The sequence below is a fragment of the Pseudomonas sp. PDM17 genome (genome assembly GCF_014851985.1).
Taxonomy (GTDB): domain Bacteria; phylum Pseudomonadota; class Gammaproteobacteria; order Pseudomonadales; family Pseudomonadaceae; genus Pseudomonas.
Genome location: NZ_JACVAT010000002.1, coordinates 682,452 through 696,548, shown reverse-complemented (window position 1 = coordinate 696,548; position 14,097 = coordinate 682,452). Strand labels below are relative to the sequence as shown.

The window sequence follows — 14,097 nt, the reverse complement described above, 5'->3', positions numbered from 1 at the left end:
TCTTCAGCCCTCAATGGTCTGTCCCGGGCTGAGTGGACACTGACTTAAGGTGGATAATGCCCACCGCAAGGAGTGTTCATGACCCAGACCAGACGACGTTTTCCCGAATCCTTCAAACGCGAGGCAGTAGACCAGGTATTTGCCGGCACGCCGCTTCGTCATGTAGCCGAGACGCTCGGCATCGCTGAAAGCCTGCTGGGCAAATGGAAGCGACAGTACGAGCAGCAAGGTGACGATGCCTTTCCAGGCAACGGCAAGCAGCGTGGTGAGAGTGCGGCGTTGCGTCGTCTACGCCAGCAACTGGCTCAGGTCACCATGGAGCGCGATGTTTTAAAAAAGGCGCTCGCCATCTTCTCGCAGACCACGAAGTGAAGTTCCGCGCCATCGAGGCGTTGGCTGGTCGCTATCCCGTAGCGCCAATGTGCCGGCTGCCGCGGGTATCCCGCAGCGGCTTCTATGCCTGGCAGCAGCGGCCACCTTCGGCGAGAGAGATGGCGAATCGGCGTCTGAGCAAGGAGATCCGCACCATTCACCATGAGGTGAATGGGATCTATGGCCATCGCCGAATCAAGGCCGAGTTGGCGGCCATGGGGCATGCGCGTGGTCGACACCGGGTTGCTCGACTGATGCGCGAAGCCGGTCTGCGCGTTCGCTCGCGCAAGCGCTGGCGGTTGGTTTCCAGCAGTCGTCATGCTCTGCCGATTGCCCCGAACCACCTGGATCGCCAGTTCGCCTCGGATCGCGCCAATCGGCACTGGGTCTCGGACATGACCTACGTGCGGACGGCCTAAGGTTGGCTGTATCTGGCAGTCGTGCTCGATCTCTATTCACGCGCCGTCGTCGGTTGGGCGATGCACCACCGCATGCAGCAGGCCTTGGTACACGCCGCGCTGGAGATGGCCATTGCCCGCCGACAGCCGAAAGAAGAAGTGCTGCTGCACTCGGATCGTGGCAGCCAATACTGCGCGTACGACTACCAGGCCTTACTTCAGCGACATCGAATCGTGCCGAGCCATTCACGTCCCGGGAACTGCTGGGACAACGCCGCGATGGAGAGCTTCTTCCGTTCGCTGAAGGCTGAGCGGGTGTACCTGACGCGCTATGCCAGCTACCACGAGGCGAAAACCGACCTATTCGACTACATCCGCTTTTACAATCACCGTCGCCGCCATTCGACGCTGGGCTATCTCAGTCCGATGGAGTTTGAGCGGCGCTATGTGAGTAGTAACTCTTAACTACCTGTCCACCAGCTCCGGGACAGACCACCCCAGGGATTGATTTTCCAGCCAACTCCGGCCTGATTGACCAGACCTTCCACCACTTCGACCCCACCCTGTGCCAGTGGCCGAGCAATAAGGTGATGCCAGTGCTGCGCAGATGAATCCGCTGCGGTCCGCCATGGGCGCAGGAGCGGATCCGGTCCGCGATTGCGTTCCGCATGCCCAGCCGCCATTGGCAGGCGCCCGCCCTTTCATCCGCCTGCCAATGCCGCAGTTCGAGCATCATCTGCCGCAAGGCCGACTATTCTTTGTGGCGTACGCCTGCCGGAGCGCCGACGGGCCATCAGGAGATGCTACTTGAATCGGATTCGACTGCTCATCGCTTCCTGTCTTTCACTGACTTCCTGCTTCGCTCTTGCCGAGGACTCCGGGGCCTTCCTTCAGGGGGCGGTCTACGAACTGCTCCGCGATACTTCTCAACCGAGCTGCGTTGCCTGGCCCAAGGGGCTGCCGGATGGCGTCTGGGGCAACGGCGGCGAGTACGTCCCCGATGGCGAGCACCTCAGCGCCAGTGGCGATGTGCTGATCACCTCGGCGATCTACAAGCCCACGGGTGTTCGCGTTTCTCACACTTTCTATAAAAGCCGGCAGTCGTGTCTGGCGGACCTTTCCCCACAACCGATGACGGCTGCCGCGAAGAACGATGGTCAGGGCAGCTACGTCGACAGGCTGCAACGTGATTTCGGCAGCCGCCTGTATTTCAGCTCCGCCGAGGCCGAGGCCCTGGTGAAGAAGATCAATATCGACTGCAAGGCTCCCGATGGTCGTTACCTGCCGCTCTACAACGCACTGCTGGCGCGCCTGGATGAAGGCAGCACGCCCGACGCCTGGATGGAAACCAGCGTGGTCAACACGGGCAAGAAACTGCAGGTGTTCGACAGCGTTCGACTGAAAAGCGGCAGGGAACTCACTCCGCAGCTGACCCTGGAAATCAACGAATTCGGCGGATACGAAACCCACGGCGTACGCCCGCAGGCCCTGTCGAACGCCTGCTTTGGCAGCTACGGTCCGATCTGGAAGCTCTAGTTTTCCCCGAACCATCGTAAGTATTTGAATCTGCTGGAGTTGCCTTTCTAGGTGGGCGATAGCGACTTAAGCTCGCCGGCCGGCAAAAAGCTGCAGATCACCCATACTCATTTCTCACCGATCAGCACCCGCCAGGTCCTCCACAACGTGAGGCCTGTGCGAGGCGTGTGCCTGAGCGGCGCAGTAGCAGATGCAAGCCCCTGCTCTCTTTCCCCAGAGAAGCCCTGGGAGCGGGGGTGACGTGGCAGCCAGGAAGCAGCCGGCGGGAGTACACCTGCCGGGCAGTATCGACAGGGCCAAGAGGCCCGCAAGGAATCACAAGAGGGCTGATGAATGCCACATGACGGGAGCCTGCTGCAGGCGACGGTAATCTTCCTGCTGACGGTCGTCATTCTCGTACCTCTGGCGCAACGCCTGAAGTTGGGCGCCGTGCCGGGGTATCTGCTGGCCGGCATTCTGATCGGCCCATCCGTGCTGGGCCTGGTCAGCCACCCGGAGAACGTCAGCCGCCTCTCGGAGATGGGCGTGGTGATGCTGCTGTTCATCATCGGCCTGGAGCTTTCCCCGCGGCGCCTGTGGATGATGCGCCGCTCGCTGTTCGGCGTGGGGTCGCTGCAGGTAGGACTGACAGCCCTGGTGCTCGGGCTGATCGCCTTCCTGCTATTCGGCCAGTCGCCCGCCGCAGCGGTGGTACTGGGCGTAGGCCTGGCGCTCTCCTCCACAGCCTTCGGCCTGCAGGTGCTGGCCGAGCGCAAGGAGCTGGGCAAACCGCATGGCCGGCTGGCCGTGGGCATCCTTTTATTCCAGGACATCGCCGCCATTCCGTTGATCGCCGTGGTGCCTTTGCTGGCAGGCAGTGGCGACCCTTCCAACGAGGGCGTGCGCCCACTACTGACGGTCGCCGTGGGCATCGGCGTCGTGATCATCGGCGGCCGTTACCTGCTGCGCCCGGTGTTCACCTGGGCGGTCGGCTCGGGATTGCGCGAACTCTCCACCGCCACCGCGCTGCTGGTGGTGCTGGGCACCGCCTGGATCATGGAGCACGTGGGTGTCTCCATGGCGCTGGGTGCGTTCCTCGCCGGCATGCTGATGGCCGAGTCGCAGTTCCGCCATGAACTGGAATCCCAGATCGAGCCGCTCAAGGGGCTGTTGCTCGGGTTGTTCTTCGTTGGCGTGGGCATGACTGCCGACCTCAGCCTGCTGCTCGACGCGCCGTTGCTGGTACTGGGCCCGACCATGCTGCTGGTCGCTATCAAGCTTCCGCTGCTGTTCGGTCTGGGGCGCTTCACCGGCGGATTGGAACGTTCCGAGGCGCTCTGCCTGGGCGTGGTGCTCGCGTCCGGTGGCGAATTCGCCTTCGTGGTGTTCAAGCTGGCCCTGGATCACCAACTCCTGGAGCAGCGGGTGCATGACGTACTGGTCCTGGTCATCACTCTGTCGATGGCCGTGGTGCCGCTGGTGATGATGGCGCTGGTCCGTCAGTTGCGCGGCGATGCGTCCGCCGCCGAGGTGCCGGATGGGCCGCCGGACGTCAGCGACGAGCCGCGCGTGGTGATAGCCGGCATGGGCCGTATGGGGCGGGTGGTCGCCAACCTGCTGCAGGCCCAGGGTGTGCCGGTGGTGGCGCTGGATACCTCGATGGATGCCATCGTTCGCCAAGGCAAGGAAGGTCGCGTGCCGGTGTACTACGGCGACCCGACGCGCCCGGAAATCCTCCACGCCGCCAAGGTCGGCGAGGCGGAACTGGTGATAGTCGCCACCGACGACCCGCAGATCAACCTGAACACTGTGGACGCCCTCTCCCGCCTTTACCCCAGGACCCGGGTGATCGCCCGCGCACTGAACCGCCAGCAGGTCCTGCAATTACTCGACCGGGGCGCCAACCCGGTGCGCGAGACCTTCCACTCCAGCCTGGAGATGGGACGCCGCGCCTTTATCGAACTGGGCGTGAGCGAGGAACAGGCCGCCGCCTGGGTGCGCCGCTACCAGTTACAGGAAGTGCAATCGCTGCTGGAACTGCACCGCCAGGGCCGCGACGACGAACCGGGTGGCTGTTTCGCCGACGATGGCAGCGGCCTTGCCGGTGTCACTCCAGCCACCCCACAACCACCCGTACCACCCCAACCAGGCGCCGAACAGCGCAATGACCGCCCCGCCTGAGGAGAACAGCCATGCAACCAGGATTCAAGCTCGACGGAGCCCTTTCCCAGGGCATGCTCGACATACTCATCAAGGCCGGGCTGGTCGCCGCCCTGGTGATTTTCTCCTTCGAGGTGTTCCAGCCGTTCCTCGAACTGATGCTGTGGTCGGTGATCCTCGCGGTCACCCTCTATCCTGTGCTGTGCAGGATCAAGGCGCGCACCGGCCTGAAGGATGGCCACGCCGCCACGCTGCTGGTGCTCTTCGTGCTGCTGGTGCTGATTGTGCCGATCTACCTGATGGCAATGTCCATCACCGAGTCCGCCGGCAGCGTCGGCGACATCCTCAAGAGCGGCACCCTGCACGTGCCGGCGCCCCAGCCTTCGGTGGCCGAGTGGCCGCTGATCGGTCCGCGCGTCTATGACCTCTGGCTGGCCGCTTCCACCAGCCTCACCGATGTGCTGCGCGGCCTGATGCCCAACATCAAGGACGCCGGGCGCATGCTGCTGGGCGCCGCCGCCAGTGCCGGCGGGGCCTTCCTGCTGTTCGTCGGCGCCATCATCATCTCCGGCATCATCATGGCCTTCGGCGAGATGGGCACCATCGCCGCACAACGCATCGCCCAGCGGATTTCCGGCGCGGAGCGCGGTCTGCACATCGCTGCGCTGTGTACCGCAACGATCCGTGCAGTGGCCCTGGGAGTGATCGGTATCGCCTTCATCCAGATGTTGCTGATCGGCATCGGCTTCGTCATCAAGGGCATCCCCGGCGCGGGCATCCTTGCGCTGATCGTGCTGGTGCTGGGCATCGCCCAGGCACCGGCGAGCCTGGTCACCCTGCCAGTCATCATCTATGTGCTGAGTACCGAAGGTTTCACCGGCACGACCATCGTGTTCGCCATCTATATCTTCGTCGCCGGGCTCGCCGACAACGTGCTCAAGCCGCTGCTGCTCGGGCGCGGCGTCGACGTGCCGATGCCGGTGGTGCTGATCGGCGCCCTCGGCGGCATGGTGGTCAAGGGCATCATCGGCCTGTTCCTCGGCCCGGTGATCCTCGCCGTGACCTACAAGCTGTTCTGGCAATGGGTGGACCAGCAGGTGCCGAAGATGGACAAGCCCGCCACGCCGGCCGAATGACCCAGGGATCGCCATGGCAGAGCGCGTTACACGCGGCATCCTGATCCTCGCCGCCCTGCTGGGCGGCTGCACCCAGGTCGGCCCGGACTACCAGAAGCCAGAGCAGCCGTGGCTGAACGGCTGGAGCACACCGCTGCTGGAGCAGGCCGGCCAGCGTGCGGCTGCGCCGGATTTCAGCCGCTGGTGGACGGTCTTCGCCGACCCGTCCCTGGATGCGCTGATCGCCGAGGCCGACGCGCACAACACCAGCCTGCGCGTGGCCGGCCTGCGCATCGCCGAGGCGCGCGCACAACTGGCCATCGCCCAGACCGGGCGTTATCCGCAGTTGCAGCAGATCAGCGCCGACAGCCTCTATCTCAAGCAGAACCAGCACGGCGCGCCCAGCGCGCGGGACTCGGTGTTCTGGCAATCCAGCGTCGGCTTCGATATCGGCTGGGAGATCGACTTCTGGGGGCGCTTCAGCCGCGCCATCGAGTCGGCCGACGCGGTGTATTTCGCCTCCCAGGCCAATTACGCCGACGCCATGGTGCTGCTGCGCGCGCAGGTCGCCGACACCTACTTCGGCCTGCGTACCGCCGAGGCGCGCCTGGATATCGCCCGCGAGAACGCCAGGCGCCAGGAGCGCAGCCTGGAAATCACCGAGCGGCTGTTCCGCCACGGAGAAAACGACGAGCTGGACTGGCAGCAGGCGCGTACCCAGTACCTGGCGACCAAAGCGACCATCCCCGAATTCGAGAACCAGGTAAACGCACTGCGCAACATTCTCTGCGCCCTCCTCGGCCGCCCGCCGGGCGAGATGCCGGAGCTGCTCGCACGCCACGGCCAGTTGCCGATGCCCAATGGCGCGATCCTCCAGGATGTGCCGGCCAGCCTGCTGCAGCGCCGCCCGGACATCCGCGCGGCCGAACAGGCGGTGGCCGCGCAGTCGGCGCTGGTGGGCGTTGCCGAGGCCGACCTGTACCCGTCGCTGAGCCTGATCGGCAGTCTCGGCTGGAGCTTCGTCTCGGCCAGCAACCTGCCCGATAGCTTCAACCTCGCCGCCGGCCCGAGCCTGGTCTGGAATCCCTTCGACTACGGCCGGCGCAAGAACGCCGTGCGCGTGGAAGATGCGCGCCTGCAGCAACTGATCGAGCTGTACCAGCAGGATGTGCGCAACGCCGCGCGCGAAGCCGACGACGCTGCCAGTGGCCTCGTGCGCTCGCTGCAGAGCGCCGGCATCCGCGAACAGGCCTCGCAGGCGGCGCAACGCTCGCTGAGCCTCGCCAGCTCGCAGTACCGCGAAGGTTTCGCCGACTTCCAGCGCGTGCTCGATGCCCAGCAACTGCTGCTGCAACAGCAGGACGGCTACCTGGTCAGTCGTGGCAACGCGGTCAGCAGCCTGGTGGCGCTGTACAAGGCGCTCGGCGGCGGTTGGGACAGCCAGCGCGCGCCTGTCGATTCCGCTACCCGGCAACAGATGCAGCAACGCACCGACTGGGGTGACCTGCTCGATGAGCCCTCTCCAGCCGCCAAGGATCAAGGAAGCCCGAAATGAGCGATACCCCCGCTACCCCGCCGGCCCCGCCCTCGCCTCCCGCCCCCGGCAAGTCCGCGCCGGATCGCGGCATGCGCCTGGTGTTGCTGCTGATCCTCGTCAGCCTGGTCTGGTACCTGCTCGCCGACCGCTTCACGCCTTATACCCAGCAGGCGCGGTTGCAGGCGTACGTGGTCGCGGTGAGCGCCGAGGTAGCCGGCCCGGTGAAACGCGTGGCCGTGGGCAATAACCAGGAAGTGCGCAAGGGTGACGTGCTCTTCGAACTGGACCAGGAGCAGTACCGCATCGCCCTGCAGCGCGCCGAGGCGGACCTGGACACGGTGCGCCGGCAAATCGGTGCGAGCACTGCCGGTATCGACTCCGCCCAGGCTTCGCTCGCCGCCGCCCAGGCCAATGAGCGCAAGGCCCGGCAGGATGCCGAGCGCCTGCAGCGGCTCTACCAGGAAGACCCCGGTACGGTTTCCGTACGCCGTCTGGAAAGCGCGCAGGCAACCCGCGAACAGGCGGCCAGCCAGGTCGCGGCGGCCCGCGCCGAAGTCGAGCGCGCCCGCGAACAGCAAGGCGGCCATGATGAAGACAACGCCCAGTTGCGCAGCGCCACGGCCAACGTCGCCAAGGCCCGCCTCGATCTTGCCCGCACCACGGTGCGCGCCGACTCCGACGGACTGATCACCGACCTGCGCACCGACGTCGGCCACTATGTCGGCCCCGGCAGCCCGGTGATGACCCTGATCGCCATCCACGACCTGTGGATCAGCGCCGACATGACCGAGAACAATCTCGGCCACCTGCGCAACGGCACCCCGGTACTGGTGGTGCTCGACTCGCTACCGGGCGAGCTGCTCACCGGGCGTGTCCGCAGCATCGGCTACGGCGTCAGCGTCGGCCAGGGCACGCCGCCGGGCTCGCTGCCGACGGTGCAGAACAGCCGCGAATGGCTGCGCTCGGCGCAGCGTTTCCCGGTGATAGTCGAGCTGGACCGCGACCAGCTGGCGAGCCCGGCCGGCCTGCGCGTGGGCGGTCAGGCCGAAGTCATGGCGCTGCCCAGTGAAGGCAATCCGCTGAACCTGCTCGGCCACGTGTTCATGTGGCTGATGAGCTGGCTGTCGTATGCCTATTGAGCTGCGTCGCCGACGTGCGCTCCGGCTGGCCTGGGGCACGGCGCTGTGCCTGGCGGCCAGCTACGGAATCGGCATGCCGATCCCGTTCCTCGCCCCCGTGCTTGCCGTGCTCCTGCTGGCGATGCGCGCCCAGGCCCTGCCGCTCAAGGCGGCTCCGGCCCTGGCGGTGCTGGTAATGCTCAGCTGCGGCATCGGCCTGCTGCTGATCCCGCTGCTGCGCCACGCGCCCCTCAGCGGCGTGCTGTTGGTCGGCGTCGGCCTGTACTGCGTGTTCCGCTATGCGCTACGCGGTGGCAACGGCCTGCTGGCGAACCTGCTGGTGATCGGCCTGACCATGATCGCCGCCGCCGGCACAAGTGACTTCACCCTGGCGTTGTCGGTGGTCGAGGCGCTGGCCAAAGGCATGCTGCTGGCCGTATTGAGCACCGCCGTGGCCCACGCCCTGTTCCCGGAGCCCCCCGATGCACCCTCGCCCCCTGCACCGCCTCTGCCCAATGAGCAGGAAGCCGCCTGGATCGCCCTGCGCGCCACGCTGATCGTGATGCCCGCCTTCCTCCTGGCGATCATCGCGCCGGACCGTTTCATGCCTTTGATCATGAAGTCCGTGAGCCTCGGCCAGCAGGCGGGGGAAACCCGTGCGCGCCACGCCAGCCGCGAGCTGATCGGCTCCACCCTGCTGGCCGGCGTGCTGGCGATTTTGGTCTGGGGCGCCCTGAGCCTGTTCGTGCACCTGTGGATGTTCTTCCTCTGGGTGCTGCTGTTCACCCTCTGGCAAGGCCGTCGGCTGTACGCCGCCGTGGCCACGCGCAAGAGTCCCGCGTACTGGGTCAGCTGCCTGACCACCATGCTGATCCTGCTTGGCCAGTCGGTAGCGGACAGCGCCGGCGGCCAGGACGTCTACCGCGCCTTCGCGATCCGCATGGCGCTGTTCCTCGCGGTGTCGCTCTACGCCAGCGGCATGCTCATCTGGATCGACGGCCGCCGCGCGCGGGCCCGCGCGGCCTAAGGCTTCCAGTCCACGCCGGAATCGGCCAGGTAGGCATCCACCGCAGCGCCCAGCGTCGGGTGGAACGCCGATTCGCCCAGGCCCTCGAACAGCTCGAACTGCTTCATCTTGTCCTTCACCGGGTCCTTCATCTCGGCGAACTGCAGCTCGACGCCGCGCTGCTCCAGCACCTTATCCAGTTCGGCGAGCATATCGGCGGACGTCACATCGATGCTGGTCACCGGGCTCGCGGCGATCACCAGCCGCTGTACTGGCGTCGGTGACTCGTCCAGCGCCGCCAGCACCTGATTCTGGAACTGCTCGGCGTTGGCGAAGAACAGCGGCGCATCCCAGCGCAGCAGCACCAATCCCGGTATGCGACGGGAATTCGGGTAACGCGTTACGTCATGATAGCCGCGCACTCCATCGACCCTGCCGAGCACCGCATGGTGCGGCCGCCAGCCGTCCCAGAGGAATTCGATCACCGAGATCACCACGGCGATGCAGATGCCGGGTATTGCGCCGAACACCGCCACGCCGACGAAGCAACTGATCGACAGCCAGAACTCCCAGGGCTGCATGCGGTAGATGCGTTTCAGGTCGGCGAACTCGAACAGGCCCAGCGCGGCAGCGATCACCACCGCGGCCAGCGCGCTGTTGGGCAGGTGCTCCATCAGGTTCGGTGCCACCAGCAACAGCAAGGTCACCGCCAGCGCGCCGATGATGCCGGTGAGCTGGGTTTTCGATCCGGCCGCCTCGGCCACCGGGGTGCGCGAGGAACTGCTGCTGATGGGGATGCCCTGGAACAGCCCGGAGGCGACGTTCGCCACCCCGAGGCCGAACATTTCCTGGTTGGGGTTCACCGGGCTTTTCAGTCGCGCCGCATAGGTGCGCGACAGCACGCTGGTGTCCGCGAAGGAAACCAGGGCCACGGCGACGCCGCCCAGCACCACTTCCACCAGGTCGATATCAGTCACCCAGGGGAAGGCAAACGACGGCAGCCCTTGCGGCAGCTGCCCCAATACCTTGACACCCTGGTTGCCGAGGTCGAACAGGCTGACCGCCAGGGTCGCCAGGATGACCGCGATAAGGATGCCCGGAATGCGCTTGTAGGGCTTGAGCAGCAGGATCAGCACCAGACTGCCGGCGCCCACCGCGAAGCTCGTCCAGTTGGCGCGCCCCTCCATCAGTGCCTGGCCCATTTGCCAGATATCCCGCAGCGGTCCTTCGCTGTCGACCTTCAGGCCGAACAGTTTGGGCAACTGGCTGATCAGCACCGTGAGTGCGATGCCGTTCATGTAGCCATAGCGGATCGGCTTGGACAGCAGTTCGGTGATGAAGCCCAGGCGCAGCAGGCCGGCGATCATGCAAACCGCACCGGACACCAGCGCCATCAGGCTGGCGATGGCAATGGCCCGCTGCGGGTCGCTCGCCGCGTACTGCACCACCACCGCGAGGATCGGCGCGGCCAGCGCCGAATCGGGGCCGAGCACGAGGATCCGGCTCGGCCCGAACAGCGCGTAGGCCAGCAGCGGGATGATGGTCGCGTACAGCCCGTAGATACCGGGCACGCCGGAAGCCTCGGCATAGGCAATCCCCACCGGCACCAGCATGGTGGTCAGCACCAGCCCGGCGGCCACGTCCCTGGGCAACCAGCTCGCCTGGTAGTTGCGCAGGGTGACGAGGCCGGGCAGCCAGCGCTGCCAGTCGAAGCCGGATCGGGATTGCGACGGGGTTTCGGACATCGGGGAAGTGGCTCCTGGCGAAGACGACAAAAGGCCCAGCGAAGCGGCAACCGTATCGTCTACAGCGTAGATCAGCGGCCGTACTGCCAGTGTCGAGCCGGTCACGATAGTTTCCGCGCCGCCGGCGGATTCGCACCTAAACTTCCCCCAGCCGTCCGTCACTGGAGAAACGCCCGCTCATGAGCAGTTTGTTCGACGCCATCCTACTCGGGCTGCTGGCCCTGTTGCCGCTGATCAACCCGCCGACCACGGTCGCGCTGTTCCTTGCGCTGTCCCAGGGTTTCAGCCGCGAAGAGAAGAACCAGCAGGCGCTGCTGACCGCCTGCTACGTGTTCATCATCATGACGCTGACCTACTACATCGGCGAGTTCATCATGGGGGTGTTCAGCATCTCGATTCCGGGCCTGCGCGTCGCCGGGGGCGGCATCCTCTGCATCATCGGCGGACGCATGCTGTTTCCCGCGCCCCTGCCCTCCCCAGACTCCCGCGAGGACCTGCCCGAACGCACCAGTTTCGCCTTCATCCCGCTGGCCATGCCCAGCACCGCCGGGCCCGGCACCATCGCGATGATCATCAGCTCCGCGGCCAGCATCAAGCACAGCACCAGCTTCCCGCACTGGGTGATCCTGGTCGCGCCACCGCTGATCTTCCTCTGCACCGGACTGATCCTCTGGGGCTGCCTGCGCGCCTCGGACCTGATCATGAAGGCCACCGGCAAGTCCGGCATCGATGCCATCTCGCGACTGATGGGTTTCCTGCTGGTATGCATGGGCGTGCAGTTCGCCATCAACGGCCTGGTGGAGGTCGCGCAGACGCTGATCGATACCAACGCCCATCTGCTTGTGCAACCCTGAAACGCAAGCGGGCAGCGAAGTGCCCGCCTGCAATCCGGCCCGGCCTACGGCCGCGAATAGACCTTGAACAGGCTCTGGTCCAGCTCGCTTGGTGCGCCGAAGTACTTGCTGTACAGCGCCACGAAATCGTCGGAGCGATACAGCTCGCTCAGCGCGGTATCCACCTGCAGGCGGAAGTCCTCGTCGCCGCGCGGCATCGCCAATGCAACCGGGGCAAACTCGAAGCGCCGGCTGAGCACCATCAGGTTGGCCCTGCCAGCGCTGCGCTCCACCAGACTGCGCAGGGTCATCTGGTCGTAGAAGAAGGCATCGGCCTTGCCGCCCGCGACCGCTTCGACTCCCTCCGTGGGGCCGGCTACGGCCTGCACGGTGACCAGAACCTTGAGCAGGCGCAGGCGTTCGCGCACCCAGGTTTCCACCCTGGTATTGCCGGGCACCGCGAAGGTGTAGGCCGCCAGACCTCGGTTCAGCGTGGCACGCCAGGTCGGGCCGCTCTGGTCCACCTCGCCGTTGAGCGAGCGCACCAGGAAGAACGACGCATCCTTGCGGACCACCACGCCCAGGCCGGCGGTATACACCGGAAGGGAGAAATCGAGGTCCTGACGCAGCTTCAAGGTTTCCACCATCGGGCTGCAGAGCAGGTCGACGCCGCCGGAGCCCACCGTTTCCAGCGCCTTGTCGGCATTCAACGCGACGAAGCGCACCTGCAGTTGCGCCAGACCCGGCTGGGTCCGCAACTGGTCGGCGACCTTCTGGCACAGGTCGATGCCGTAGCCGACGGCGCCCTCGCCTTCGCTGGCGGAGAACGGCGGGCGCTCCGGCAGGTAGCCCAGGGTCAGGGTGTGGCTGCTGCGGATGCGCTCCAGGGTCTGGGCGGGAGCGACCAGCGGCAACGCGGCGGCCAGCAGGAGGATGGCGCGGGGGAGCCAGCGGTTCATGGCCGGGCCTCCACGTTGAGCTTCGCCTGCGGATCGATGAAGCGGTCGGCGATGTAGCCGAACATCAGGTAGCCCACCGCAGTGACCAGCATCCCGCCGAACACCGCCTCCATCCCCGAGGCGTACAGCGCGTAGAAGCTGTACGCCATGGCGATCAGTAACGCCGCTACGTTGCGGTGGTGCGGGAAGCCGGTCACTCCGGCCTTCTGCATGATCACCAGCAGCGCCGACAGCGCGGTGATGTACGGCACGATGTTGGTCACCGCGGCCAGACTGACCAGCTTGCCGAACTGCTCCGAGGCGTTGGGCGAGATGGTCGACACCGCCATGGCGCTCTGCAGCGCGGCGTTGGCCACCAGCCCGAGGATCGGTGCGCCGAGCAGCGTGACCTTGCTGAACAGGCGGGGGAACATGTGCTGGTCGGCGGTGACCTTGGCCGTCTGTGCCAGGGTGAACTGCCAGCCCAGCAGCGAACCGACGCAGGCCATCACCGCCAGTGCCATGATGATATTGCCCACCACGGGATTGAACATCTGCGCATAAACGTAGGCGAACGGCGCGCTGGAATTGGCCAGTTCGGCATTCGGCACAATACCCATGATCACCGTCGTCGACAGCACGTAGACCACTGCCGCGCCCAGGGTGCCCAGCAGGCAGGCCAGCGGCACGTTGCGCTTGGGGTTCTCCACAGCGTCGGAGTTCTGCGCCGCCGACTCCATGCCGAGGAAGGCCCAGAGGGTCAGCGGAATGCTCTGGGTGATGGCGTCGCCCATGGCGATGTTGTTCGGGTTCCAGGCAGCGTCGAACACCTGCTTGTCGAACCAGAACCAGCCGATGATCGACAGGCCCGCCACCGGGATGATCACCCCCCAGACCGTGAGGGAGCCGATTTGCCCGGTCACCTTGGGGCCACCGAAGTTGGCGAGGGTGGTCAGCCAGATCAGCGCCACGCTGCCGATGAACAGCGGCATGGCGCCGGTGCCCAGCCAGGGAATGAAGGGGGTCAGGTAGCCCACTGCGGAGATGGCGATAGCCACGTTTCCGATGGCCAGCGACAGGAAATACAGGTAGGAGCAGAGGAAGAACGCCGACTTGCCGTGGGCTTCCTCGGTGTACGCCGACATGCCTCCCGAGCGGGTGCAGTAGATACCACACTGGGCGAAGCAGTAGGCGATGGCCATCGAACCGATGGCGGTGATGATCCAGGACAGCAGGGAGATCGCCCCCAGCTGCGCCATGCTGGTGGGCAGCATGATGATGCCCGAGCCCATCATGTTGACCGCGACCAGGGTGGTGAGCCCGGTCAGGGTCATCTTCTTGCCGGATGCTTCCATTTGCA

The 14,097-nt window shown here is 65.7% G+C and carries 13 protein-coding genes; 10 read left to right on the top strand and 3 right to left on the bottom strand.

The window, feature by feature from the left end; translation table 11 throughout:
- The first annotated feature begins 78 nt into the window (after window positions 1-78).
- The 9 genes from IB256_RS08855 (at window position 79) to IB256_RS08815 (ending at window position 9,242) form a co-directional block, all read left to right on the top strand.
- The gene (locus tag IB256_RS08855) at window positions 79-372 is read left to right on the top strand and encodes a transposase (protein ID WP_192292405.1); all 294 of its coding nucleotides are present in this window, start codon (window positions 79-81) and stop codon (window positions 370-372) included.
- Window positions 369-791: an IS3 family transposase gene (locus IB256_RS08850; RefSeq protein ID WP_192402161.1), complete on the top strand. Its 423-nt coding sequence runs from the start codon at window positions 369-371 to the stop codon at window positions 789-791. The genes IB256_RS08855 and IB256_RS08850 overlap by 4 nt, the downstream gene beginning before the upstream one ends.
- A gap of 6 nt (window positions 792-797) precedes the next feature.
- A complete protein-coding gene (locus IB256_RS08845) occupies window positions 798-1,235 on the top strand; it encodes an IS3 family transposase (RefSeq protein WP_225601701.1) in 438 nt (145 codons plus the stop codon).
- Between the two features lie 342 nt (window positions 1,236-1,577).
- Window positions 1,578-2,306 carry a hypothetical protein gene (locus IB256_RS08840; RefSeq protein ID WP_192402157.1) on the top strand — a complete coding sequence of 243 codons (729 nt, stop codon included), beginning with the start codon at window positions 1,578-1,580 and terminating at the stop codon, window positions 2,304-2,306.
- A 333-nt stretch (window positions 2,307-2,639) separates the two neighbouring features.
- Complete coding sequence (locus IB256_RS08835) at window positions 2,640-4,466, top strand: monovalent cation:proton antiporter-2 (CPA2) family protein (RefSeq protein ID WP_192402155.1); 1,827 nt, start codon at window positions 2,640-2,642, stop codon at window positions 4,464-4,466.
- Window positions 4,467-4,477: 11 nt separating this feature from the next.
- Complete coding sequence (locus IB256_RS08830; protein ID WP_192295966.1) at window positions 4,478-5,581, top strand: AI-2E family transporter; 1,104 nt, start codon at window positions 4,478-4,480, stop codon at window positions 5,579-5,581.
- Window positions 5,582-5,594: 13 nt separating this feature from the next.
- Complete coding sequence (locus IB256_RS08825; protein WP_192402153.1) at window positions 5,595-7,115, top strand: efflux transporter outer membrane subunit; 1,521 nt, start codon at window positions 5,595-5,597, stop codon at window positions 7,113-7,115.
- Window positions 7,112-8,236 carry an HlyD family secretion protein gene (locus IB256_RS08820; RefSeq protein WP_192402151.1) on the top strand — a complete coding sequence of 375 codons (1,125 nt, stop codon included), beginning with the start codon at window positions 7,112-7,114 and terminating at the stop codon, window positions 8,234-8,236. Before IB256_RS08825 ends, IB256_RS08820 begins: the two co-directional genes overlap by 4 nt.
- The gene (locus tag IB256_RS08815; RefSeq protein ID WP_192402150.1) at window positions 8,226-9,242 is read left to right on the top strand and encodes a DUF2955 domain-containing protein; all 1,017 of its coding nucleotides are present in this window, start codon (window positions 8,226-8,228) and stop codon (window positions 9,240-9,242) included. The genes IB256_RS08820 and IB256_RS08815 overlap by 11 nt, the downstream gene beginning before the upstream one ends.
- Here the strand turns inward: IB256_RS08815 and IB256_RS08810 are convergent.
- On the bottom strand, window positions 9,239-10,966 hold the full coding sequence (locus IB256_RS08810; protein ID WP_192402148.1) for a SulP family inorganic anion transporter: 1,728 nt from the start codon (window positions 10,964-10,966) through the stop codon (window positions 9,239-9,241). The genes IB256_RS08815 and IB256_RS08810 overlap by 4 nt on opposite strands.
- 179 nt (window positions 10,967-11,145) lie before the next feature.
- On the opposite strand from IB256_RS08810, the gene IB256_RS08805 reads away from it, so the two are divergent.
- On the top strand, window positions 11,146-11,820 hold the full coding sequence (locus IB256_RS08805; protein WP_192295970.1) for a MarC family NAAT transporter: 675 nt from the start codon (window positions 11,146-11,148) through the stop codon (window positions 11,818-11,820).
- A gap of 44 nt (window positions 11,821-11,864) precedes the next feature.
- Here IB256_RS08805 and IB256_RS08800 read toward each other — a convergent pair whose 3' ends face one another.
- Together IB256_RS08800 and potE are read right to left on the bottom strand one after the other, a co-directional pair.
- Entirely contained in the window at window positions 11,865-12,758 is an 894-nt protein-coding gene (locus IB256_RS08800; protein WP_192402146.1) for an amino acid ABC transporter substrate-binding protein, read from the bottom strand.
- Complete coding sequence (potE, locus tag IB256_RS08795) at window positions 12,755-14,092, bottom strand: putrescine-ornithine antiporter (protein WP_192210614.1); 1,338 nt, start codon at window positions 14,090-14,092, stop codon at window positions 12,755-12,757. Before potE ends, IB256_RS08800 begins: the two co-directional genes overlap by 4 nt.
- Window positions 14,093-14,097: the final 5 nt, after the last annotated feature.

Excerpts from the sequence above, each read along its gene's own strand:
- IB256_RS08820 (WP_192402151.1), top strand. The coding sequence starts at position 7,112 with ATGAGCGATACCCCCGCTACCCCGCCGGCCCCGCCCTCGCCTCCCGCC.
- IB256_RS08855 (WP_192292405.1), top strand. The coding sequence starts at position 79 with ATGACCCAGACCAGACGACGTTTTCCCGAATCCTTCAAACGCGAGGCA.
- IB256_RS08825 (WP_192402153.1), top strand. The coding sequence starts at position 5,595 with ATGGCAGAGCGCGTTACACGCGGCATCCTGATCCTCGCCGCCCTGCTG.
- IB256_RS08800 (WP_192402146.1), bottom strand. The coding sequence starts at position 12,758 with ATGAACCGCTGGCTCCCCCGCGCCATCCTCCTGCTGGCCGCCGCGTTG.
- IB256_RS08805 (WP_192295970.1), top strand. The coding sequence starts at position 11,146 with ATGAGCAGTTTGTTCGACGCCATCCTACTCGGGCTGCTGGCCCTGTTG.
- IB256_RS08815 (WP_192402150.1), top strand. The coding sequence starts at position 8,226 with ATGCCTATTGAGCTGCGTCGCCGACGTGCGCTCCGGCTGGCCTGGGGC.
- IB256_RS08810 (WP_192402148.1), bottom strand. The coding sequence starts at position 10,966 with ATGTCCGAAACCCCGTCGCAATCCCGATCCGGCTTCGACTGGCAGCGC.
- potE (WP_192210614.1), bottom strand. The coding sequence starts at position 14,092 with ATGGAAGCATCCGGCAAGAAGATGACCCTGACCGGGCTCACCACCCTG.
- IB256_RS08830 (WP_192295966.1), top strand. The coding sequence starts at position 4,478 with ATGCAACCAGGATTCAAGCTCGACGGAGCCCTTTCCCAGGGCATGCTC.
- IB256_RS08835 (WP_192402155.1), top strand. The coding sequence starts at position 2,640 with ATGCCACATGACGGGAGCCTGCTGCAGGCGACGGTAATCTTCCTGCTG.